Annotated in this window: 19 protein-coding genes; 5 read left to right on the top strand and 14 right to left on the bottom strand. The window is 48.4% G+C overall.

All coding sequences use genetic code 11. From position 1 onward, the window contains the following. The first annotated feature begins 121 nt into the window (after positions 1 to 121). Positions 122 to 2617, top strand: coding sequence for an ATP-binding protein (locus HUX64_RS12875; RefSeq protein ID WP_174626625.1), 2496 nt, complete (start codon positions 122 to 124; stop codon positions 2615 to 2617). A gap of 84 nt (positions 2618 to 2701) precedes the next feature. Here the strand turns inward: HUX64_RS12875 and HUX64_RS12880 are convergent, their stop codons facing one another. From HUX64_RS12880 to HUX64_RS12925, 10 genes are all read right to left on the bottom strand, one after another. Continuing rightward, complete coding sequence (locus HUX64_RS12880) at positions 2702 to 4069, bottom strand: flagellar hook-length control protein FliK (RefSeq protein ID WP_174626626.1); 1368 nt, start codon at positions 4067 to 4069, stop codon at positions 2702 to 2704. 38 nt (positions 4070 to 4107) lie between these two features. Then, positions 4108 to 4566, bottom strand: coding sequence for a flagellar export protein FliJ (gene fliJ / locus HUX64_RS12885; RefSeq protein ID WP_174626627.1), 459 nt, complete (start codon positions 4564 to 4566; stop codon positions 4108 to 4110). Then, positions 4563 to 5930, bottom strand: coding sequence for a flagellar protein export ATPase FliI (gene fliI, locus HUX64_RS12890; protein WP_174626628.1), 1368 nt, complete (start codon positions 5928 to 5930; stop codon positions 4563 to 4565). Before fliI ends, fliJ begins: the two co-directional genes overlap by 4 nt. After that, positions 5927 to 6631, bottom strand: a complete 705-nt coding sequence (locus HUX64_RS12895) for a flagellar assembly protein FliH (protein ID WP_174626629.1) — start codon at positions 6629 to 6631, stop codon at positions 5927 to 5929. The genes fliI and HUX64_RS12895 overlap by 4 nt, the downstream gene beginning before the upstream one ends. Then, the gene (fliG, locus tag HUX64_RS12900; RefSeq protein ID WP_174626630.1) at positions 6618 to 7613 is read right to left on the bottom strand and encodes a flagellar motor switch protein FliG; all 996 of its coding nucleotides are present in this window, start codon (positions 7611 to 7613) and stop codon (positions 6618 to 6620) included. The genes HUX64_RS12895 and fliG overlap by 14 nt, the downstream gene beginning before the upstream one ends. Then, positions 7606 to 9378: a flagellar basal-body MS-ring/collar protein FliF gene (gene fliF, locus HUX64_RS12905; RefSeq protein WP_174626631.1), complete on the bottom strand. Its 1773-nt coding sequence runs from the start codon at positions 9376 to 9378 to the stop codon at positions 7606 to 7608. The genes fliG and fliF overlap by 8 nt, the downstream gene beginning before the upstream one ends. A 45-nt stretch (positions 9379 to 9423) precedes the next feature. Beyond that, entirely contained in the window at positions 9424 to 9732 is a 309-nt protein-coding gene (fliE, locus tag HUX64_RS12910; protein ID WP_174626632.1) for a flagellar hook-basal body complex protein FliE, read from the bottom strand. 64 nt (positions 9733 to 9796) lie between these two features. After that, positions 9797 to 11191, bottom strand: a complete 1395-nt coding sequence (locus HUX64_RS12915; RefSeq protein WP_174626633.1) for a sigma-54-dependent transcriptional regulator — start codon at positions 11189 to 11191, stop codon at positions 9797 to 9799. Continuing rightward, complete coding sequence (locus HUX64_RS12920; protein ID WP_174626634.1) at positions 11188 to 12423, bottom strand: sensor histidine kinase; 1236 nt, start codon at positions 12421 to 12423, stop codon at positions 11188 to 11190. The genes HUX64_RS12915 and HUX64_RS12920 overlap by 4 nt, the downstream gene beginning before the upstream one ends. Positions 12424 to 12534: 111 nt before the next feature. Then, a complete protein-coding gene (locus HUX64_RS12925; RefSeq protein WP_174626663.1) occupies positions 12535 to 13992 on the bottom strand; it encodes a sigma-54 dependent transcriptional regulator in 1458 nt (485 codons plus the stop codon). Positions 13993 to 14263: 271 nt separating this feature from the next. Here HUX64_RS12925 and HUX64_RS12930 point away from each other — a divergent pair, with 271 nt between their 5' ends. Genes HUX64_RS12930 through HUX64_RS12940 form a run of 3 tightly spaced genes read left to right on the top strand, consistent with a single transcriptional unit; the run spans position 14264 to position 15925 of the window. Beyond that, positions 14264 to 15532 (top strand): HlyC/CorC family transporter, encoded by a 1269-nt coding sequence (locus HUX64_RS12930; RefSeq protein ID WP_174626635.1) that lies wholly within the window; start codon positions 14264 to 14266, stop codon positions 15530 to 15532. Continuing rightward, on the top strand, positions 15529 to 15696 hold the full coding sequence (locus HUX64_RS12935; protein ID WP_174626636.1) for a hypothetical protein: 168 nt from the start codon (positions 15529 to 15531) through the stop codon (positions 15694 to 15696). The genes HUX64_RS12930 and HUX64_RS12935 overlap by 4 nt, the downstream gene beginning before the upstream one ends. Continuing rightward, positions 15677 to 15925 carry a hypothetical protein gene (locus HUX64_RS12940; RefSeq protein ID WP_174626637.1) on the top strand — a complete coding sequence of 83 codons (249 nt, stop codon included), beginning with the start codon at positions 15677 to 15679 and terminating at the stop codon, positions 15923 to 15925. The genes HUX64_RS12935 and HUX64_RS12940 overlap by 20 nt, the downstream gene beginning before the upstream one ends. Positions 15926 to 15934: 9 nt before the next feature. On the opposite strand, the gene corA is transcribed toward HUX64_RS12940, so the two are convergent. The 4 genes from corA to HUX64_RS12960 form a co-directional block, all read right to left on the bottom strand. Further along, positions 15935 to 16999 (bottom strand): magnesium/cobalt transporter CorA, encoded by a 1065-nt coding sequence (gene corA, locus HUX64_RS12945; protein WP_174626638.1) that lies wholly within the window; start codon positions 16997 to 16999, stop codon positions 15935 to 15937. A 124-nt stretch (positions 17000 to 17123) separates the two neighbouring features. After that, positions 17124 to 18152 (bottom strand): agmatine deiminase family protein, encoded by a 1029-nt coding sequence (locus tag HUX64_RS12950; RefSeq protein WP_174626639.1) that lies wholly within the window; start codon positions 18150 to 18152, stop codon positions 17124 to 17126. 32 nt (positions 18153 to 18184) lie between these two features. Further along, entirely contained in the window at positions 18185 to 19864 is a 1680-nt protein-coding gene (gene recN / locus HUX64_RS12955; protein WP_174626640.1) for a DNA repair protein RecN, read from the bottom strand. Next, the gene (locus HUX64_RS12960; RefSeq protein WP_174626641.1) at positions 19848 to 20753 is read right to left on the bottom strand and encodes an NAD(+) kinase; all 906 of its coding nucleotides are present in this window, start codon (positions 20751 to 20753) and stop codon (positions 19848 to 19850) included. Before HUX64_RS12960 ends, recN begins: the two co-directional genes overlap by 17 nt. 262 nt (positions 20754 to 21015) lie before the next feature. On the opposite strand from HUX64_RS12960, the gene HUX64_RS12965 reads away from it, so the two are divergent. Next, positions 21016 to 21465 (top strand): SUF system Fe-S cluster assembly regulator, encoded by a 450-nt coding sequence (locus HUX64_RS12965; RefSeq protein WP_174626642.1) that lies wholly within the window; start codon positions 21016 to 21018, stop codon positions 21463 to 21465. Positions 21466 to 21472: the final 7 nt, after the last annotated feature.

The raw sequence follows: 21472 nt of genomic DNA on the forward strand, positions 1-21472 counted from the left end.
AGCCAGAACTTTTCTTTATTGCCGTGTCCAATTAAAGAGCGGCCCTTATAGCTAATTTTAAATGTTAATTTAAAACTTCAGATTAAATTAACATTTTTCATAGCACAAGACCTTTGAGATCATGCAAAAGTATCAATTACTGAGCAAAAAATTTGGACAACCTATAGCCGAAATACTGACTATTTTGCGCCAGCCTGCGCAGCGGGGCCGGAGCTTTCATTATCTGGCTGCAAGCATCCTGGTGGGGCTCGCCGTCGCGATGAGTATGGCGCTCGCGCCGTTGAATAAGAGCATTCCCTTTTTGGCTTTCGTTCCGGCGGTTGCCCTTGCCGCGGTTTTTGGAGGCATGGGGCCCGGAATATTTGCCGCGCTTGGGAGCATGATGGCGGCTACGTATTTGTTTTTCCCCCCTTACCATTCATTTTCATTCGCGTTTCAAACCGAGGTCATAACAGCTAATAGCGTGTTTTTTATCAGCGTGCTAATCATATGTTTCGTCATTGAACTGATGCGCCGCGCTCAACGCAGTTTCATTGCGGAGCTTGGGCGGGCTCAAGACGCCGAGGAAGCCCTGCGCGCTAGCGAAGCCAATCTCAACACTGCCCAGGAAGTGGCTCATATCGGTAGTTGGGCGCTGGATACCAGACACAACATATTGACCTGGAGCAAGGAAATTCACCACATCTTCGGCGTTCCGGCAGGAACGCCGCTAACCTATGAAACCTATCGTTCCCATGTGCATCCGGATGATGGTGACTATGTGGATCGTCAATGGGCTGCCGCCTTGCGCGGAGAGCCCTATGATATTGAACATCGCATTATCGTGGATGGCCAAATAAAATGGGTCAGGGAGCAGGCGAAATTGATAAGAGACGCCGATGGCCACCTGATTGGCAGCATAGGGACTTCACAGGACATCACCGAGCGCAAGCTTAACGAGATCAAACTCAGGCAAGCCGAAGCTGAACTCGAAAAACACCGTAACCATCTCGAAAAGCTGGTAGAGGAAAAGACGCGCGAACTGAACGCCGCCAACGTCCGGCTTCAGGAAGATATCAGGGAGCGTGATCAAGCCGAACAGAAACGCCTTGAATTGGAGAAAAAACTGGCCCAGGCCGAGAAAAAACTTACTACGATTGCCGCTTTTGCGCCAGGCGTTATTTACGCCCTTAGGGAGCGGCCGGATGGAAGCATTTGCCTTCCTTACGCCAGTCCTGCTATCCGCGATCTTTACGGTCTTTGCGCCGAGAATTTGGCAAAAGATGCAACGCCGGCTTTTGCGATGACCCATCCTGATGACAGACAACACCTGGACAAAACCCGTGCGGAATCCTCCCGAACCCTCTGCCCCTGGTATGATGAATGGCGAATAAGACACCCTGAAAAAGGTGATATCTGGTTAGAGGGGCGTTCTGTTCCGGAACGCGAGCCGGATGGCTGTACCTTATGGTATGGTTTTATCCATGACATCACGGAACGCAAGCGGGCGGAGGATGCGCTTAAGGAAATGGATGTCCGGAAAAATGAATTTCTGGCCATGTTGGGCCATGAACTCAGGAATCCCCTTGCGCCTATCCGTAATGTCGTGCAGACAATGAAAGCGTATAATTTCACCGACCCTGTACTGGAAGGGGGCCTTACTATTATCGAACGGCAAGTGAGCCATTTGACTCGATTGATCGATGATTTGCTTGATGTTGCCCGTATCATGCAGGACAAAATTACGCTGAAGAGGCAGTGCCTTGATTTTGCCGATGTTGTGGATAGCGCCGTAGAAGAAAGTCGCCCGCTTATCGAAACACGCAGACAACAATTGATCATTTCGCCCCCCGAGACGCCGCAATGGATCGAAGGCGATCGCGTCCGGTTAACTCAAGTATTTTCTAATCTGCTTAATAATGCCGCCAAATACACGCCGAAAGGCGGCAAGATCATGCTGAACATAACGCAGGAAGACTCCTGGATAGTCACCAAAGTGGAGGATACCGGCATGGGCATACCCGCCAAGATCCTTCCCCGGATCTTCGATCTGTTCACCCAGGCGAAAAGATCGCTCAATCGCTCGCAGGGGGGCATGGGAGTAGGGCTTACGCTGGTGCGCAGATTGGTGGAAATGCATCAAGGGACAATCACGGCAGCGAGCGCCGGCATTGGTCAGGGCAGCGTATTCACTGTACGCTTGCCGCTATTGAATATTTGTCCTCTTAGCAAATCATTTGCGCAGCCAAAATCCCCTTCATCGCCCTCGCAGCTCCGTATTCTGGTAGTGGACGATTACGCCGATGCCGCAGAAAGTCTTGCGCTAATGCTGCAACTAAAAGGGTATGAAGTCATTACCGCGGGGTGCGGGTTGAAGGGAATCGAGCAAGCAGTGAGTTTCCGGCCGCAGGTTGTGCTGTTAGACATTGGTCTTCCCGATATGGATGGTTATGAAGTTGCAAGACAGCTGCGCCAGTTACCGGAAACGCGGGATGCGCTCCTGATTGCCTTAACCGGCTACGGACAGCCGGAAGACCGTGAGCTTTCAAAAGCCGCCGGGTTTGACCATCACCTGCTCAAACCCGTGGACCCAGAGGCTTTGTTTGCTCTGCTGGCGCTCAGGAAGCCCGGTTTGTAAGGAGTTAAATCATCCCGGCTAAAGCCGGGATGATTTAACTCCTTACAATAAAAGCACAGTCTAAACTTTTACAGTATTCGCCAGCTAGGCGTATAGGCTCAGCAAGCCTTGACTGATCACAGCCTGTCCATTTTCAATGTCTTCAACAAGCTCACTCACTCCTTCCGCAGCACCACTTGTATTCCCCCCGGAAGGGCCGCCATCCCCGGCTGTTTGAGAAAAACCTTGTGAGGATGACCGCCCTTGATCTGAAGCGGCCTGTTGAAAAATATTTACATCCACCAGATTAAGTTGCTGGGAGCTCATCATTTCCCGCAATCTTGGCACAGAAGCTTCAAGGGCTTCTCTTACTGCGCCATGCTGGGCGGAAAAGGTAACGGTCGCCTGATCCTGATTAATATCGATACGAACCGAGAGTGGCCCAAGATGCTGTGGATTAAGCCTGATTTCCGCCGCCGATACGGCCTTGTTATTCATCCATATGATCCTGTCGCCCAAGTCCTTGCTCCAGTCCGGATGGGCTAAAGGTTTTATGATTGCCGGCACATCGGCTCTGGCAGCAAGCGGCTTGTCAAGCTGAGCCATATCATGAATCTGCTGAGGCGCTGCTTTATCGATGACTGATTTATCCATGCCTAAGGAGGCAGGCTGGCGCTCATTTACTAGCGCTTTTTCGAAGGCGTTCAAGTCAATCCCTTGCTGTTTATCCTGAGCCGATGCATTGAAGTCGGCTGTCAGGAAGCTATCTGAAGCCATCTCCTCTTCAGGCAAATTCAATTTATTATCCGCCGCCAGCGGTTTTAAAAAAGACGAGGCCGCATTTTCTTTAATGACAGCGTCCTTTGCCGAACTATCATCCATTTTTTTTTCAGCAGGTTTGGCTTCAGGAAGAAGCCATGCCGTCAATAACTGTAAAAGCGCTGCGGAATTTTCAACATCCGTTTGGGAATCACCGCTTTGATCTTCTGTGGCGTCTTCTATTTTTTCGGTACTCAAGCTGCTGGCCAATTGGCGAGGATCCGGCTGAGGCGGAACATTTATCACCGCCGCCTTATCCATATTTTGACTTGCGGCCGCTTTTTCGGCCGCCGCTATGGATTTTATCATATCAACCAACGCAGCCGAATTTGCTTCAGGGTCTGCCTGTTCATTTATTTTACAGGACACCGGCAACTCCTTGCCCAGCAAAGCGGCAAGTTCTTGCAGATCATCTCTGCTCTGAAATACGCCGTTACCGTTTATGACGCTAGTAATTTTGGACTGGGCAAAATCTTGCAACTGCTTAGGCAATTCACCCCGGTTGATTGCAGCGCTCAACAGGGCTGCCTGTTCCGTCAATGTGCCGGTAAAACTTTCGGGAGCAGCATTATTGCCTGAGAGAAGCGCCGATACGCGCTCAGATGAAGGGGCGCCCGATAACGAAGATAATGAGTTTACACCTGCAATAGCCATGATTAATTCTTCCTAAATCTAAATTATCGTATAAGGTTTTAAGCATTTCCCATGCCGCCGGAACTATTCCGCCCGGTTCTGGCAGCCCGTTCATCCAGCTCCCGCTGTTCGCTTCTGGCTTCCTCCCTGGCCTCTACGGCCAAAGCGGAATCGCACACTTTCTGCAAACTCCGGGTATGTTGGCGCAGCGCTTCCCATAGTTTTCTTTTTGCCAGTACCTCCGTTTCACCCAGGCGCAAGGCCTGTTCCTGTCCTGATATGGCCTTATTGAGCTTGTCAATAAATGATCTGAATTCCAGCAACTGTTCAACGTTGACGCCCCGGGCTGCGCGCTGATCAAATTTATCCTGATAGTCCTGCCGGTATTTTCTTAAACCTTGCACCTGGATCTGCATTGCCAGCAGTTTTTTCTGAGCTGCTCCCCATGCTTCCAGCGCATTTTTTTCCTGAGCCGCTTTAAGCTCGACAATGGTTTTAATACGCCGGGATTTTTTCATTGACTGGCTGCCGTTCTGTTTAGATCTAGCAAAATTTCCAATTCACTTAGACTGCGGCTTATATCAACCGGCTCATTCATGTCCTGCTGCAAAAACTCCAGAATTGCTGCATTTTTTTCAATCGCCTTGTCAATGCGCGGATCAGCCCCGGCCTGGTAAGCGCCGACACTGATTAAATCGCGGTTTTGCTGATAAAGTGAATACAACCGTCTGACATCACGCGCCATTTGCAGATGCCGGGGAGTAACAATATCCGGCATCACCCGGCTGACTGACGCTTCTATGTCTATGGCCGGAAAATGACCTGCTTCCGCCAGGCTTCTGGACAAGACGATATGACCATCCAGCACCCCTCTGGCCGCATCGGCAACAGGATCATTATTATCATCACCCTCTGTCAGGACGGTATAAAAAGCGGTTATTGATCCCCCGTTTTTATTGCCGTTACCGGCCCGTTCCACGAGATGCGGCAACCTTGCAAAAACCGAAGGCGGATAGCCCCGCGTCGCAGGCGGTTCATCTATGGCCAGGGCAATTTCGCGGTGCGCCTGGGCATAGCGCGTCAGTGAGTCCATCAGCAGCAGCACATCAAGCCCCTGATCACGAAAATATTCGGCGATACTGGTTGCCAGCAGCGCTCCCTGTACGCGCATCAACGGCGGACAATCGGCAGGCGTAGCAACCACCACGGCCCTTTTCAGGCCTTCTTCGCCTAAAATTTTCTGGACAAATTCATTGACTTCGCGCCCCCGCTCGCCAATCAAGCTGACAACCACAATATCGGCGGTAGTAAATTTTGTCATCATACCCAACAGCACGCTCTTGCCCACGCCGGTGCCGGCAAACAGGCCCATACGCTGGCCCCGGCCAACGCAAAGTATTGAGTTTATCGCCCTTACCCCGACATCGAGCGCTTCACATATCTGTTTTCTCGATAAAGGATTTATAGGACTGCCATTGAGCGACATCAGCCTGTCGGTTTTAAACGGCCCTTTATCATCAAGCGGGTTGCCGGCGCCATCCAGAACCCGGCCCAGCAAACCGTAGCCCACTCGCGCCAGACTGTTTTTACCCAAAGGTATAACGCGGCAATCGGGTTCGAGCCCATGCAGTTCTCCTGTCGGCATTAAAAAGACCCGCTCTCCGGAAAAACCCACCACTTCCGCTTCAATCTTCCGGCCGCTTTTAGTTTCAATGCGGCAGCGCGAGCCAATGGCGGCTCTGCATCCTACCGCCTCCAGCGTCAATCCGACCATACGGGAAAGCTTGCCTTCAACAATAAGTTCCGGTGTTTCTGCGAGTCTTTCATAGTAAGGCTTTAATTGTTTCAGCCAACGCTGTGACCGATCTATAGCGGGCGTCATGGACTTCTGTCCTGTTCCCGCTCACCTCCCAATATCGTCGCTATAACGGCGGTCAGGCGATTTTCTATCGTTGCATCAACATGCGAAACTTCGGTATTGACTTTGCAGCCGCCGCGCGTAATCAAAGGATCCTCGATTACTCCCCACGGCGGGGACATCTCATCCAGCGACAAGGCAGCCCGCACCAATTCAGCATCTTCAGGATGCAAATGCAAGCTAATCTGTTGTGACGATAACGGCAGCACATTTATGCCGGCCCTGACCGCGGCAACCACCTGCCCCGGATCGAGTTTAATTTCCCGGCGTATTAGTTGCGTGGCAATACCTATGGCCAGTTTGACCAGCTCTTTTTCTACTTCTTCATCCAGCGTTTTAAGCGGCTGGTTCAAGGAGTCAACAAGCATGACAAATTCGGCTGCCTGTTTCTGCATTAAATGCAAATTTTCCTCATAGCCTCTTTTTGAACCTTCGGCAAAACCCTGCTCAAAGCCTTCATTTTTGCCCTGGGCAAAAGCTTCGCCATAGGCCTGCTTTTGCATCGCTTCAATATCGCCGGCGGTCAAGACCGGCGCCTGCTCTGCTTCAAAACTTACCGGCTCAGATTTTCCGTTTACATTCGCCCCGGAGACATCAGGCATATCCCATAAGCTTAACGCTGACAGTTCAGAGGCAGAGAAGCCTGCCGCTTTAGATGAATTCATCGCCACCGCCCAGCATGATTTCCCCGGCATCGGCCAATTTTTTGACGATGCTCAATATATCCTTCTGAGCCAGTTCCACTTCGCTCAATTTGGCCGGCGGCGAAGCTGCCAGATCATCCCGCAGCATTTCCGCCGCCCGTTTGGACATATTGCTGAATATTTTTTCCTTAAGAGGTTCCCCGACCCCGCGCAAGGCCAGCAACAACTGGCTTGTCGGTATTTCGCGCAGCAATGTCTGCATGCCTCTTTCATCCATTAGCGCCAGATCTTCAAATACAAACATCTTTTCCTGGATCTCCTGAGCCAATTCCGCCCTGTGCTCGGAAATCTCGGCTATCACGAGATCGCTGGCAGAACCTTCCATGAAATTCAGAATATTGGCAGCCGCATCGATACCGCCGATCGTGGTAGATTTGACATTGTCACTGCCAGTCAGCTGTTTTTCCATAATTTGATCCAGCTCACGCAAGGCATGCGGCTGCACCCCTTTCATCGTTGCGATTCTCATCAGCAGATCGGTACGCATATTTTCAGGTAAAAACATCATGACTTCAGCCGCCTGGTCACTGTCCAGCAAAGACAGGATGGTCGCGATAATTTGCGGATGCTCGAGACGAATCATATCGGCGATTGACCGGGTATCCAGCCACTTCAACTGCTCAATGCCTTTGGTGCTGCCGCCCTGCAAGATCCGGTCAAGGATGCTGTTGGCCTTATCTGCGCCCAGTGCGCTGATCAATACATTGCGGATATAAGAATCGGTATCCATTCCCAATGAAGTCTGATTTCTTACCGCAAGGATAAATTCCTCCAGTACAAGATCAACCATATCGGGGGAAATATCGCCGACGCTGGCCATCGTGGTGCCCAGTATCTGCACTTCGCGCGGATTCATGTGCATTAAAACCGCCGCGGCTCTTTCCTGTCCCAATCCCAGCAACAATACTGCCGCGCGTTCAGATTGATTTAACTCTTTAACCATCTTTTCTGATCCATGATTTAATGACTTGCGCTACTATTTTCGGATCATCCTCAACCAGTTTCTTGACATATTGCAGCCGATGTTCGTAGCTTTGCGGCGCTTCAAGAAGCAACATATCTTCCTGCTCATTGGCCAATGCAGCATTGGCCTTTTGTTGAGGGGCCGGAACGGCAACAGGAATACCGTCCTTGTCATAACTGACCGTCCCGCCCATTGCAGCTGCCTGCGCCTGTGCCTCTGCCAAGGCAGCGGCTTTTCTGTCTTCTGCATTAAGGCCGGCCAGTCCGCGCATCGTCGGCCGCAGCACGCCGAAAAGCAGAAATAATACAGCTGATACCGCAGCGGCCTGTTTCATTAAATCAAGAAACCAGCCTTGTTCCCAAACCGGAATTTCCGGCAACGCCTCGAGTTCTTCGGGCGTTTTGAAGGCCACATTAGTGACAGTCACCTGATCGCCCCGGCTGCTGTCAAAACCGACCGCCTGTTTCACGAGATCACTCAAGCGGTTCAGGTCTTCCTGGACATATGTCTGGGTTTTTATCGCTCCATCTGCCTGAGCCATATGGCGATCGTCAACGACTACGGCAACGGATAACCGGCGCAAAACGCCGCTAGCCAGACGCGTATGGGTAATCGTTTTATCCAGCTCGAAATTGCGGGTTGAATTTTTAGTGGCTGAACCGGGAGCCTTTGCAGGAGCGGCCGCTGCTGAATCCGGGCTTGCAGCTGAATTTTGCGGAGCTGTCGTTTCCGGAGCAACACCGGCAGGAGCAGGCTGGTTGGATAAGGCCCCCGGAATGCCCTGAACAGCAGGCAGCGTGCTTTGCTCTTCGGAAGTTTGTTCACTTCTTAAGGCCGGCAAATCAGGATTGAATATTTCCTGGGTCCGGTCAGTCTCGGTAAAATCCAAATCGGCTGAAATTTGCGCACGCATTCCAGCGCTGCCCACCAGGGGCGACAAAATATTTTCAATCCTGTCCATCAGATGTTCTTCAATAGCTTTCTTGTAGTCAAATTGTTTGGAGGTCAAATTAACTTCTGCTGAGGAATCATGGCTATTTAGCAACTGGCCTTTTTGGTCTACTACGGTCACTTGTCCTGATTCGAGCTGCGGCACACTGGCAGCCACCAGGTGAATAATCGATTCAATCTGGCCTTTATCCAGCGTGCGTCCCTGGTATAAATTGACCATGACTGAAGCACTGGGCTTCTTGCGCTCCCGCACAAACACCGACTGTACAGGCAGAGCCAACAGCACTCTGGCCGTTTTTACACTCTGAATAGCCATAATCGTGCGCGCGATTTCACCTTCCAGAGCCCGCTGAAAGCGCAGCATTTCGACGCTTTTGCTAGAACCGAAGCCCTGATCCTTGTCCAGTAGTTCATAACCCAGGCTGTTGCTACGGGGCAAGCCTGACGCCGCTAGCTTAAGCCTGACCTCATTCACCTCATCAATCGGCACCATAATCGCTCCGGAACCGGCTTCGACTTTATACTTAATGCCCTGCTGGTCCAGCACTTCAAGAATTTCAGCCATATCTTTCTCGCCGATTTCGGCAAACAAGCGCCCGTAAGAGGGCGACTGGGACCATAGCACCAGGGCAACGCCGATAGCGACGCTAAAGGCCAGGCCGAGCATTAATCCCAGCTGGCGGGCAATAGTCAGACCCGCCAGACCTTTGATGGCTGGATGAGCCTCGGCTGTTGCCGTTAAGGCCTGCTGAATCGAAGCGCCAACCATATTATTACGAACTTGTTCACTCATTTTTGATTTTATGCAGAAATGTATTTACAGATGCCATTAGCCGCGCTACATGGGCATATTCATGACATCCTGATAGGCTTCCACCAGTTTATTTCTGACTTGCAGCATAGCCTGAAACGAAACGCTTGCTTTCTGGGTGGCCACCATCACTTCGGCCAAACTGACATTTGCCTCGCCGGTCTCAAAAGCTGCCGCCATTTTTCCGGCAGCCTGCTGAGTATCATTAACGGAATCAATAGACTGTTTTAACAAGGCCGAGAAATCAGCAGGGCCCTCCTCCTGCACTGGACTGCCCGCTTCCAGTGACATAGCCCGCATTTGGGCTAAAATCCGGTTTACATTCATATCACTCATTGGCTTCCTCTTGCGATCCTGGTTCAGACATTTTCTAAAATTCAGGCATTATTGATGCCACAGCTCAGCACGGAAGAGTAATGCCGGCCTCTTTTATCCTTGCCATTTTGTATCTGAGCGTTCGGGGGCTAATCCCCAGTTTTTCGGCGGTGGTTTTACGATTGCCGTTTTCCATCTGCAAGGTCTGTAAAATCATGTTTTCTTCAGCGCAACGGACACTCTCGCCCAGACCTGCTGCCTGAGTTTCCTCATTGCTGCTCGCTGCTCCCTGGCAGTTTGTTCCAGCATCAGAAGACTGGCTGCTAATCACCGCACCCATTGAACCGCCTTCTTCAAACACCAGGTCTTCAGCGGTAATGCTGTCTCCTGTCCGTAAAATCAGGGCCCGCTGGATCACATTATCCAATTCCCTGACATTTCCAGGCCAGTAATAAGCCAGCATTTTTTTAACCGCTTCCTTATCAAATGCCGGCAATGTTTTGCCTGGCCCGCTATGGCGCTGAATGAATCCGCTTGCCAGCGGCAAAATATCGCCGGGCCGGCTGCGCAAGGGCGGAATATGAATGGGAAAAACACTGAGCCGATAATACAAATCTTCTCTGAATCGCCCCAGCTCCAGCTGATCTTTTAAATTCTGATTGGTGGCCGCCAAAATTCTGACAGTCAGCCTGATTTTCTTATGACTGCCGAGGCGCTCCACTTCTTTCTCCTGCAATACCCGCAATAATTTCGCTTGCAAGGCCAAATCCATTTCGGCTATTTCATCCAGCAACAGCGTACCTTCCTGGGCCTGTTCAAATTTACCCGGCATAGCCTGAACAGAGCCGGTAAAAGCGCCTTTTTCATAACCGAACAGCATTGCTTCGAGCATGTTTTCAGGAATTGCCGCGCAGTTCACGGCAATAAAAGGCCCGCGAAAATAAGTTGAATTCTGATGGATATACCGGGCTATTACTTCTTTACCGGTACCGCTTTCGCCCTGCAATAAAACACTGGCATCGGTCTTTGCCACTTTTGATATGAGCGCATACAATTTTTTCATGCTGTCGTCGTGAACGATTCTTTTATTGGCAGCGGAATTGGCCTGTTTCGGGCCAGCCATAACATAAGCAGCGACTTTCCTGACCAGATCCTTCGCTTCAAAGGGCTTGATAAGATAATCGCAAGCCCCTGCCTGCATGGCTTCTACTGCCTTCGGAATCGTGCCGTAAGCCGTCATCAGCACTACGGGTGTTTCAGAATAGCTGGCGTGCATGGTTTTCAATAACTGAAAGCCATCCATTACCGGCATCTGCACATCGCTGACGACCAGTTTAAATTGGCTGAGCGCCAGTCGGGTTAACGCTTCAGCGCCAGTGCCCGCAGACATGACTCGATACCCCTCCAGCTCCAGCGTCTCGCAAAGCGCCTCGCATAAGGCCGGATCATCCTCAACAATCAACACATCATACTGTTTCATAACATCGCCTTCTGATTGCGGTTTTTATTATGATTTCTACCCGAGAACCCTCCCGGCAACGAAAATCGCTCCCGGTTTATACAAGGAATATCTAAAGCAAAAATCGCCCCTTCGCCCGGTCTGGACTCGGCCTGCACATGACCGCCATGGGCCTTGATTACACTATTGACGACTGCCAGCCCTAAGCCTGTACCGTTTGTTTTAGTCGTAAAAAAAGGCTCAAAAACCCGTTGACATGCCGCATTGGCAATGCCCGGCCCATTATCCTTAATGACAATGCGCAGATGATCATTCAGCTGATCCACCGAGAGTTGTATAATTCCGGCCTGACCCACCGCATCAACGGCATTATTCAATATATTCATCAATGCGCCGCGCAATGCGTTTTGATTGCCCAGCATTTCATCGTCAAAGGCGTGATTAATAATCTTCAAATCAATTTTCTTGCGGCCTGCATAATCTTTAAATGCTTCGCTTAGATAATCAAGCAGCTGCGCCAGTGAAAAAGTCTCCATAGCCAACCGGCCGTCCCTGGCAAAAATCAGCATATCGTTAACCTGCTTTTCCAGAAACTGTAAACGTTCAAGAATTTTTTCTGAAAAACGGCTGCGTTTTTCATTATCCAGCACCGAGTTATTCATTTGCGAGGCATACAATATCGCCGTTGCCAGCGGCGTTCTGACCTGATGGGCCATGCTCGCCACCATTTCCCCCATTGCTGATAACTGCTTTTGCTGATTCAGCATGTCCTGCAAGCTGCGCATTTCACTGACATCCGACAGCAAAACAATTTGTCCTGAATTATTTTCCAGATGACGGCAAGTCATATTCACCCGCTTGCCATTTGGCAAACGATATTCATGGGGATTGTCAACAACGGCAAGCAGACTGCGCGCAATAACGTCGGGCCAGATCTGTCCCAGCAGCGGCTGCTCTAAAAAATCAATCGCGACCGCGTTGCAGTCCAGAATTTTTCCCCTTATATCGAGCACTATGACCGCGGCAGGAAGCGCGGCCAGTATCTTTTCCAAACGGCTTGCCAGCCTTTCTTTTTCCTCTAGCGTTTTAAGTCGTTCACTATGGGCAAAAGCCAGTTCCTTATTCAGTTTTGCAACCTGCTCTTCCAGGCCTTGATAGGAAACGGACAGGTGCTGCGACAGTTCGTTAAAAATGCGGAAAGCATCGGTGAGTTGTTCAGTTTTTTGAGTTTTATTAACAGGAGAGGTATTCATGAGAGTCGGTTTATTTTTCATACCATAAACAAAGCAAAAAGCAGACCAAACAATTATTTATTTGATTTTCAATCACTTGACATAGAATGACAAGAAATTGACTCGCGGCCGTCAGCGTTGTAAATCGTACTTGCGCAATTTTTCCACCAGTGTCGTACGCCTCATATTCAGAAGCCTGGCGGCATGAGCCACTACGCCATTGCATTCATTTAATGCCTGACGAATTAAATCGCCTTCCATCACGTTCAGATATTCCTTTAAATCCATACCCTGCTCCGGCAATTGCGTTAAAGCTGCCGGAAAGTTATCCGGATTGCTGCCGATTTTTTCCATTTGCCCGGACTGATCAGTCTGATCGCTACCGGTTTCATCCTTATCGATTATTATTTCTGCCGGTATTTCATAATGCTGGAATTTTTCAGGCAAATCGGCCACATCCACCAGTCCTTTCGGATAAATAATAGCCAGCCTTTCAATAAGATTGGCCAATTCCCGGACATTACCCGGCCACCTATGCTGCATCAAGGCAGCCAGCGAGGGATTGCTCAGCCTTACTGAAGCATGGCTGGACGCTTCCAGGCGGGTAATAATATCCTTTACCAGAACCGGAATATCCTCGGCTCTATCGCGTAGCGGCGGCACTTCAATAGGAAAGACGTTCAGTCGGTAAAACAGATCTTCCCGAAAGCGGTTTTCTTTAATCTCCCTTTCAAGATGCCGGTGCGTTGCGGCAATAATCCTGACATCACAATGCAGGGTTTTATTACTGCCTACGCGTTCAAAAGTACGTTCCTGCAGTACCCGTAATAACTTAACCTGCATGGACATAGGCATATCGCCGATTTCATCAAGAAAAAGGGTGCCGCCCTCGGCCAGCTCAAAGCGCCCTTGTCGTGAACTTAAAGCCCCGGTAAAGGCGCCTTTTTCATGCCCGAATAATTCGCTTTCCAGTAATTCTCCCGGAATTGCGCCGCAGTTAATTGGTACGAACAAACGGGATCCCCGGCATGAAGCTTCATGCAAGGCTCTGGCTATAACTTCCTTGCCTGTTCCTGATTCGCCAAGAATCAGGACAGTCGCATCTGATTCTGCAACCTGCCCGATTAATTTACGAATAGTGACAATCGCCGGACTATTACCTTTCAGGCGGTCAATTGAAGATGACCGGCGCTCATGCCCTCTTCTATCGACAATCACCTGTGACTGCAGATTAAAAACAGATAGTTTATCGCTTATCAGTTTCAGGCTGGGATAGGTAAAAGGCCATTCCAGCACCTGCAGCACTGAGTTACTGACCGCGGTCGAAACCTGAAGCCCGCTGCCTTTTTCAACCAGGAGAATAAGCGGAATATTATTGGCCCCCTCGACAATATCCCGGATTACCGCTGCTTGTTTATCAAGGCCGTCTCCAACAAAAATACCCCATATCTGGCCGCCTTCATTAATAGATGAGGCATAGTTTGAGACTTTAGCTGTTTCTACTTCATATTCCATAAATTGAAGCACTGTCTTAACCTGCTGGCGCCTTGTTTCATTGTCATCAATTAATAAAATACGTGGCAATGCCATATTTTTTATACTCATTCCATAAATTAGACATAAAGAATCCGCGTAGTGATTCAAAGCACAGCTCAATACCGGTTTTCCCTTAACTATAATCCAAAATGGTTATTTTGCTACCTGCCGGCCCGTACCCCGGTATCCGAATGGTGAAGCATTTGTTCATCTTTTTAAGTTCCCGTTTTTAAGGAAGAAAGGCGGTGCCTGTTTAGATTCGGGCTTGACAAAAATTTGTCAACGTAGACACTAGAAGCATTATTACTAGTCATGAGTAAATTATTTGAACGAAATGTCACTGGGTATGCTGTTTGGCTTACTTGTTGTTATGCTTATTCTTTCCGCTTTTTTTTCAGGCTCCGAAACGTCCTTGATGAAGCTGAACCGGTATCGTTTAAGACACCTCGTTAAGCTAAAACACTCCGGCGCGATAAAGGCCTACGCATTACTGCAAAGACCCGACCGCGTGCTCGGACTGATTTTATTAGGTAACAATTTTGCTAATAATTTTGCCGCATCAATAACCACGGTCATAGCCATCAAGCTGTATGCTGATGAAGAAACGGTCATCGCCAGCGCCACCGCTATTTTAACTGTCATCATGCTTATTTTTTCAGAGGTCACTCCGAAGACTATTGCCGCCGTCAAGCCGGATCTGCTCGCTTTCCCGGCTGCCTGGATCTACACGCCGCTGTTAAAAATCTTTTATCCGATAGTTTGGATCATTAACTTGTTTGTTAACGGCTTATTGCGGATATTCCGCCTTGACATCAACAATAACCACGACCAACTGAATAAAGAAGAATTGAAAAGCATTATTGCTGAAGCAGAAAGCATAATGCCCAGGCGCTATCAAAAAATGCTGCTGGGCATACTCGATCTTGAGTCAGCGACCGTTGAAGATGTTATGACTCCCCGCAATGAAATCATGGGTATTGACCTGGAGTTATCCATTGAAGAAATTATTACTCAAATAAAAACCAGTCCGCATACCCGCTTACCCGTTTATAAAAAAAGTATCGACAGGGTTATGGGTTTTCTACATTTAAGAAAGGTACTGGTCGAGGTCAATCATAAGGATTTTAACAAGCAGACAATTATAAATCTTCTGTCTGAACCGGCGTTTATTCCTGAAAGCACTCCGGTGCATACCCAAATGCTCAGGTTTAAAAGTGAGAAAATACGCATAGGTTTAGTTGTCGATGAATACGGTGATGTACAAGGTCTGGTTACCTTTGACGACTTACTTCAGGAAATAGTGGGGGAATTGGTTAACGAGGATGAAGCGGTGAGAGAGCAAAGCGACGGCAGCTATCTGGTTGATGCCAATATTACTATTCGGGAATTAAACCGCGTCACCCAATGGGCTTTGCCAACGGAGGGGCCCAAGACGCTGAATGGATTAATTATTGAATTTATGGAGACAATTCCTGCGGCAGGGACGGGTATCAAGCTGCATGGTTATCCGCTGGAAATATTAAAACGCGATGAAAACGCAGTCAAACTGGTCAAATTTTTACCCAGGAAAAAAATTTTTCCCGATGCCGAATGAACCGGTTTAAAAAATCGGAAGAAATTCCTGATTACCGCACTTATCACCGTATTTTATACCAGGCAGAAGCCGCATTAGGCAGCAAGGAAAAAATCTGGCCCTGTAAAATTTTTGACCGGTTATTAAAAGGCTGCGTGCTTTGCTGTGCCTCCTCTTGGGGATGAAGAGGCGGAGAAAATTTATAGCCTTACGCTGGATTTATCGGAGCCTGTTCAAATAACAATGGCGCTTACCGTCGCCGAAGTCGTAGGCAGCACTGCCGGCTTTAAATGCGAACACATCGATATGGATAGTATTACCAGGTTACGGCGCCTGCTTGAGCTTAACCTTGGTGATAGCGAGTTACTGAAAAGAGATTTATCGGCATTGGCCGAATGGCCGATAAAGCTGTAATACTTTGTGCTAAAGCCATTTCTTTTTCTTGAAATAACCCAGCAGAAATAAGGCTATGGCAATAAATACTCCCCATAATGCCGGGTAACCCCATTTCCATTTCAGTTCCGGCATATAGTCAAAATTCATGCCGTAAACGCCGGCAATAAATGTCAGCGGGATAAAGATGGATGAAAATACGGTGAGCACTTTCATGGTTTCACTCATTTTATTGCTGATACTTGATAAATAAATATCCATCATGTCGGCTATCAGATCCCGATAAGACTCCATTGCTTCAGTTACGCGTATTGCGTGATCATAAATATCGCCGAAATAGCGTTTATTATGCTCATCGAGTAAAGCCGACTCGCTGCGCTGAATCGAAGCCAGCAACTCGCGCAGAGGAGATACCGTTCTGCGAATGAAGATCAGCTCCCGCTTGATTCTCTGAATGGAGCTCAACGTTTGTATTGAGGGATAGGACATTAACTCATCTTCTACCGATTCAATCAGCTCATCCAGCGTATCCTGCAAACCAAAATACTCGTCTACAACCGTATCCATAATGACATAAGCCAGATAATCCGTACCCAGGCCCCGCATGTGGCTTTTACCGTTGTCGAGCCGTTTTAAAACCGGATCGAATATTTCGCTGGGCTTCTCTTTGAAAGTAAAAACGATTTTATCCAATACTAACAGACTGATTTGTTCATATTGAACCTGAAAGTCATGGTTTTTTAACGAAAGCGCTTTTATGACAATATATAAATAATCATCAAATTCCTCGTATTTCGGCCGCTGATGAGTATTAAGAATATCTTCAAGCACTAATGCATGAATATTATAATGCTGGCCTATCTCATCAATAATCGAGACATTTTTTAATCCGTCAATAATAACCCAAGTTACCGTATCGGCACTTTTTAACGGCGGAATTTCTTTAATGGAATTGACGATGTACCTTTCTACTGCTGAACTATTGTAATTAACCACCGAGATTCGGTGTTCATGGTCATGCACTTCACCCACATGTATAAGTGAACCGGGCGGTAAACCGGATTTTCTAGAGACATTCATTCTTATTTTGGACATACCTGCCTCTTTCAATCGCATAGTAAGCGCCGCGCCCGCGGCATAGTAAATTTTCAGGCTGCTGCTAAAGCCGACGGTTTATAGCAGGCATTTACACCCATACAATTTAAAAAATAGCCGGCTATCAGATCAGGGGATTAAACACTTTTTCCGGAAGTTGCATGGTCATGCAATGCAAACTGCCGTATTGATGAACCAGCGGCCGACAAGGTATCGGGATGATTTCATGCCGGGGAAAACAGTCAGTCAATCGCTGCAAAGCGGTTTTATCCATAGGATCGCCATAAGCCGGAACCAAGACGGCATGATTGATGATCAAAAAATTGGCATAATTGGCCGGTAATTGCTGTCCTTCCTCATCATAAATCGGTTTGGGCAAGGGTAAGGGGACTAAATGATAGGCTTCACCCGAGCGGGTTCTGAATGCCTGCAGCTGTCTTTCCATATATTTTAAACTTTTGTAGTGCAGGTCTTCAGCATCATCGCAAGCGGTATAGGCAATGGTGTTGACTGAACAAAAGCGGGCCAAGGTATCAATATGGGCGTCCGTGTCATCGCCGGACAGATTTTCCTGATCCAGCCAGAATATCCGTTTTGCCCCCAGATGCTGAAACAGCTGGCGTTCTATGTCCTGCTGTGTCAAGCCATTGTTTCTATTCGGATTCAGCAGACACTGTTTGGTTGTCAGCAGGGTGTCAATGCCGTCACTTTCAACACTGCCGCCTTCGAGTATCAAATCAATGTCCTTGTAGGCTTCACCTTTAAAAAATTTGGCATTCAACAGCTTGTGATTAAGCGCATTGTCATTTTGATGCTGGTATTTTTCGCCCCAGCCGTTGAAAAGAAAGTTGAGACGAGTAATTTCTCCCTGGTCTTCAACACTAAGGAAAACGGTATCTCTAACCCAGATGTCATTTACGATGGCGTGGATGAAGTCGACGTCGTCGCTGTTGCTTATCAAGCTTTGAATATGTTGCTGATGGCTGTCATCCCGGCAGACGATAATGAGTTTCTGATAGCGGGTAATGGTGTCGGCAATAACGCTGCAGGATTGTTCTACAGATTCAAGTCGATTGCTGAAATCGCCGGTTTTATGCGGCCAGGCGATTAATACGGCGGATTGCTTTTCCCATTCGGCTGGAAATCGGGTCATGGATTTAATATCCTGTGGCTATATAGTCCGGCTTACTCGCTCGGAACAGATTGAAATAACATCTCTTTGGCATGGGCCCGGGTCTTGGCAGTAATATTTACGCCGCCCAGCATCCGGGCAATCTCCTCAACGCGAGCTTCATTATCCAGAAGCCGGACCGTAGAAGATGTGGTGTCGGCCTGGCTATTTTTTTCAACATACAAATGATGGTGCGCTTGCGAGGCGACCTGCGGCAAATGGGTGACGCACATGACTTGCCGGTTATGGCTCAGGCTGCGCAGTTTTTGTCCGACAATCTCGGCAATGCTGCCGCCGATGCCTGAATCGACTTCGTCAAAAATCATTGTCGGCGTGGTCTTGTCGTTGGATGTAACAACCTGAATAGCCAGGCTGATGCGGGATAACTCCCCTCCTGAAGCAACCTTGGCCAATGGTTTGGCCGGCAGACCGGGATTGGCGCTAACCAGAAAACTGACACTGTCTTTACCGTTAAGCCTGGGTACATCCGTATCAAGGGCGGATATATTGACCAGAAAATCCCCTTGCGGCATACCCAGTTCCCTGATCATGGCGGAAATCTGTTTTTGCAGTTTTTCGCCGCTGCGGCGGCGCTGCTCGGAAAGTTGTCCGGCTAGCTGATAATATTGGCCAAGCAATTCTTCAGTGCTGACTTTTAATGCCTCGATGCGTTCACTGCCGTGGGTGAGCCCATCAAGTTCGCGTTCAAGTTTGACAAGCTGTTCAGGCAGTTCATCAGGAGCCACATGGTGTTTGCGGCTAAGGCTCTGGATAATGCCAATCTGGCTTTCCAGGGCTTCCATGCGCAGGGGATCTGCTTCCTGCGCTTCCAGAAAACGGCGTAATTGCTGCGCGGCTTCTTCTGTCTGAATTTGGGCTTCGGATAACAGTGTGCAGATTTCATTTAATTCGGGGGCAAACCGGGCAATCTGTGTTAATCCGCTGATGCTGTGGCTGAGCATTTGATTCACCGATAACTGATCGTTTTCATACAAAATATCTATCTGGCTTTGGCCAATGGTTAAAATCTGCTCCAGATTTGCCAGTTTGCCGTGTTCTTCGGAAAGGTCTGCATAACTGTTATGGCTAAGGTCTAGTTGCTGCAATTCATCAATCTGATAGCGCAGCAGTTCTTCACGCTGGCTTTGATCGGTGCTGGCTTTAATCAGGTTTTGCAGTTCCTTATTGGCGTTATGCCATTGCCGATAGCATGTGTTTACTTGATCCAGCAGAGTTTGATTGTTCGCAAATGAATCCACCAAACGGCGCTGTTCGTCAGTATTTAGCAAGGTCAGATGGGCATGCTGGCCGTGAATTTCGACCAGTTTTTCACTGAGCGCCTGTAGCGACTGTAAAGTGACCGGATGGTTATTAATATAGGCCTTGGAACGGCCGTCCTGATTCACAATGCGTCTGATTAAACACTGCCGTTCTTCATCCAGTTCATTTTCTTCCAGCCACTGCTGCGCTTGAGGGGCGTCGGATAAATCAAATTCCAGGTTAATTTCGGCGCGTTTGCCATCAGGACGAACATAGCCGGAATCCGCTCTATCCCCTAAGGCAAGCCCTAAAGCGGTTAATAAAATCGATTTACCGGCGCCGGTTTCGCCGGTAAGTACCGACATGCCCTTGTCCAGATCAAGATCCAGGGATTTGACTACAGCAAGTTCACTAATATTAAGATTTACTAGCATGGCACTGGGTGGAATAACTGCTGCTCCAGTTTAATTTATTCCTGAGTATCTGGAAGTAATCATGACCTTCAGGATGCAGGATTCTAATCGGTTTGGGGTCTTTTTTAATCAAAATCTTGTCGCTGATCAATACATCAGGAATTTCAATCTGATCACAGGTAACCAGAGCATTGATTTGTTTGGTCTGGCAAAAGCTGATTTCAATCTCGGCACAATCATCGATGACTATGGGACGATTTGATAAGGTATGAGGATTAAGCGGAACCAGCACCAGAGCATTGAGCGAGGGGTGTAAAATCGGGCCGCCGGCCGATAATGAATAGGCGGTTGAACCGGTTGGCGTGGAGATTATCAAGCCATCAGAACGTTGGGAATTTAAAAAAACAGTATCAATTTTAGTAATAATTTCAATCATGCTGGAAGTTACCCAGCGATGAATGGCAACTTCATTGACAGCCGTTTCCTCGTGGATAACCTGCTTATCGCGAATGATTTTGGTACGCAATAAATAGCGTGCTTCTTCCGTGTAATGGCCCCCAAGGATGCCGTGCAATTTACCGGGCAGTTCGGCAGGCGATATGTCTACCAGAAAACCCAGTCTGCCGAGGTTTATGCCAATTAGAGGTATATTGTGTTTGGCTATGGCGCGGGCTGCAGACAGAAAGGTGCCGTCGCCGCCCACCGCAATTACCAGATCGCAGTGCTGCCCAATATTATGGATAGGGCAGGACTCAGGCGTCTTATCCTGGATAAACTGGGCGCTGTCCTGCGCAACAATTACTTTATATAGATTTTGCTTTAAATAATCATACAGTACGGATAATGTCTCGGCAATAGTAGGATCACTGGGTTTGCCTATTATGCCAATCGTACTAAAAGGAGTCTGCATTGCTGTATTAAAATCGTAAAAGTTCTGGATTATACAAAAAATGGCTCTCAGCCAATGAGTTTTAATGAATTATAAGGGTTCTGGAAATTATAGCTGCTTTAAAGATACCGAGTTTTTAACAGGGAAAAATCCTGGCGTTGTGGGTGGCTCATTCTGGCACAGTTTAACTACGGCAAAGCGTTCGTTATTCAAAATTATAACCGAGGCCTTTACTATGGTATTAAATAGTACTATTATAGTCCTCAATTATTAAGGAGCAAGTATGTTACGGTTGAGTAAATTAACTGATTATGCAACGGTTATCTTGAGTTTTATCGCCAGAGATAACACGCATGTGCATGCCGCCATGGAAATAGCGGCGGCAACAGGAATTGCCTTGCCTACGGTCAGTAAAATCCTGAAATTGCTGGTTAATGCCAAGGTGCTGATATCTGCACGCGGAGCAAAAGGCGGTTATGCCTTAGCCAGAATGCCGGAAAAAATTACCGTGGCGGCTGTTATCAGCGCGCTGGAAGGGCCTATTGCCTTGACCGAATGCAGCATTTCCCAGCAGGGCTGCGGGCAAGCTCCCGGCTGCGGGATTCGCGGTCACTGGGGATTAATTAATCAGACCATTCATAACGCCCTGGAGTCGGTGACATTGGCAGATATGATTAAACCTTTAATTGTGCCGGAAGAAATCATGATTCCGGTCGCCAGTTTATATCATTAGATAGAGA

The sequence above is a fragment of the Candidatus Methylobacter favarea genome (assembly GCF_902806695.1).
GTDB lineage: Bacteria > Pseudomonadota > Gammaproteobacteria > Methylococcales > Methylomonadaceae > Methylobacter_B > Methylobacter_B favarea.

Excerpts from the sequence above, each read along its gene's own strand:
- HUX64_RS12925 (WP_174626663.1), bottom strand. The coding sequence starts at position 13,992 with ATGGCATTGCCACGTATTTTATTAATTGATGACAATGAAACAAGGCGC.
- recN (WP_174626640.1), bottom strand. The coding sequence starts at position 19,864 with ATGCTAGTAAATCTTAATATTAGTGAACTTGCTGTAGTCAAATCCCTG.
- HUX64_RS12965 (WP_174626642.1), top strand. The coding sequence starts at position 21,016 with ATGTTACGGTTGAGTAAATTAACTGATTATGCAACGGTTATCTTGAGT.
- fliE (WP_174626632.1), bottom strand. The coding sequence starts at position 9,732 with ATGAGTGATATGAATGTAAACCGGATTTTAGCCCAAATGCGGGCTATG.
- fliF (WP_174626631.1), bottom strand. The coding sequence starts at position 9,378 with ATGAGTGAACAAGTTCGTAATAATATGGTTGGCGCTTCGATTCAGCAG.
- HUX64_RS12915 (WP_174626633.1), bottom strand. The coding sequence starts at position 11,191 with ATGAAACAGTATGATGTGTTGATTGTTGAGGATGATCCGGCCTTATGC.
- HUX64_RS12880 (WP_174626626.1), bottom strand. The coding sequence starts at position 4,069 with ATGGCTATTGCAGGTGTAAACTCATTATCTTCGTTATCGGGCGCCCCT.
- HUX64_RS12935 (WP_174626636.1), top strand. The coding sequence starts at position 15,529 with ATGAACCGGTTTAAAAAATCGGAAGAAATTCCTGATTACCGCACTTAT.
- fliJ (WP_174626627.1), bottom strand. The coding sequence starts at position 4,566 with ATGAAAAAATCCCGGCGTATTAAAACCATTGTCGAGCTTAAAGCGGCT.
- HUX64_RS12895 (WP_174626629.1), bottom strand. The coding sequence starts at position 6,631 with ATGAATTCATCTAAAGCGGCAGGCTTCTCTGCCTCTGAACTGTCAGCG.
- HUX64_RS12875 (WP_174626625.1), top strand. The coding sequence starts at position 122 with ATGCAAAAGTATCAATTACTGAGCAAAAAATTTGGACAACCTATAGCC.
- HUX64_RS12950 (WP_174626639.1), bottom strand. The coding sequence starts at position 18,152 with ATGACCCGATTTCCAGCCGAATGGGAAAAGCAATCCGCCGTATTAATC.
- fliI (WP_174626628.1), bottom strand. The coding sequence starts at position 5,930 with ATGACGCCCGCTATAGATCGGTCACAGCGTTGGCTGAAACAATTAAAG.
- HUX64_RS12960 (WP_174626641.1), bottom strand. The coding sequence starts at position 20,753 with ATGCAGACTCCTTTTAGTACGATTGGCATAATAGGCAAACCCAGTGAT.
- HUX64_RS12920 (WP_174626634.1), bottom strand. The coding sequence starts at position 12,423 with ATGAATACCTCTCCTGTTAATAAAACTCAAAAAACTGAACAACTCACC.
- fliG (WP_174626630.1), bottom strand. The coding sequence starts at position 7,613 with ATGGTTAAAGAGTTAAATCAATCTGAACGCGCGGCAGTATTGTTGCTG.
- corA (WP_174626638.1), bottom strand. The coding sequence starts at position 16,999 with ATGTCCAAAATAAGAATGAATGTCTCTAGAAAATCCGGTTTACCGCCC.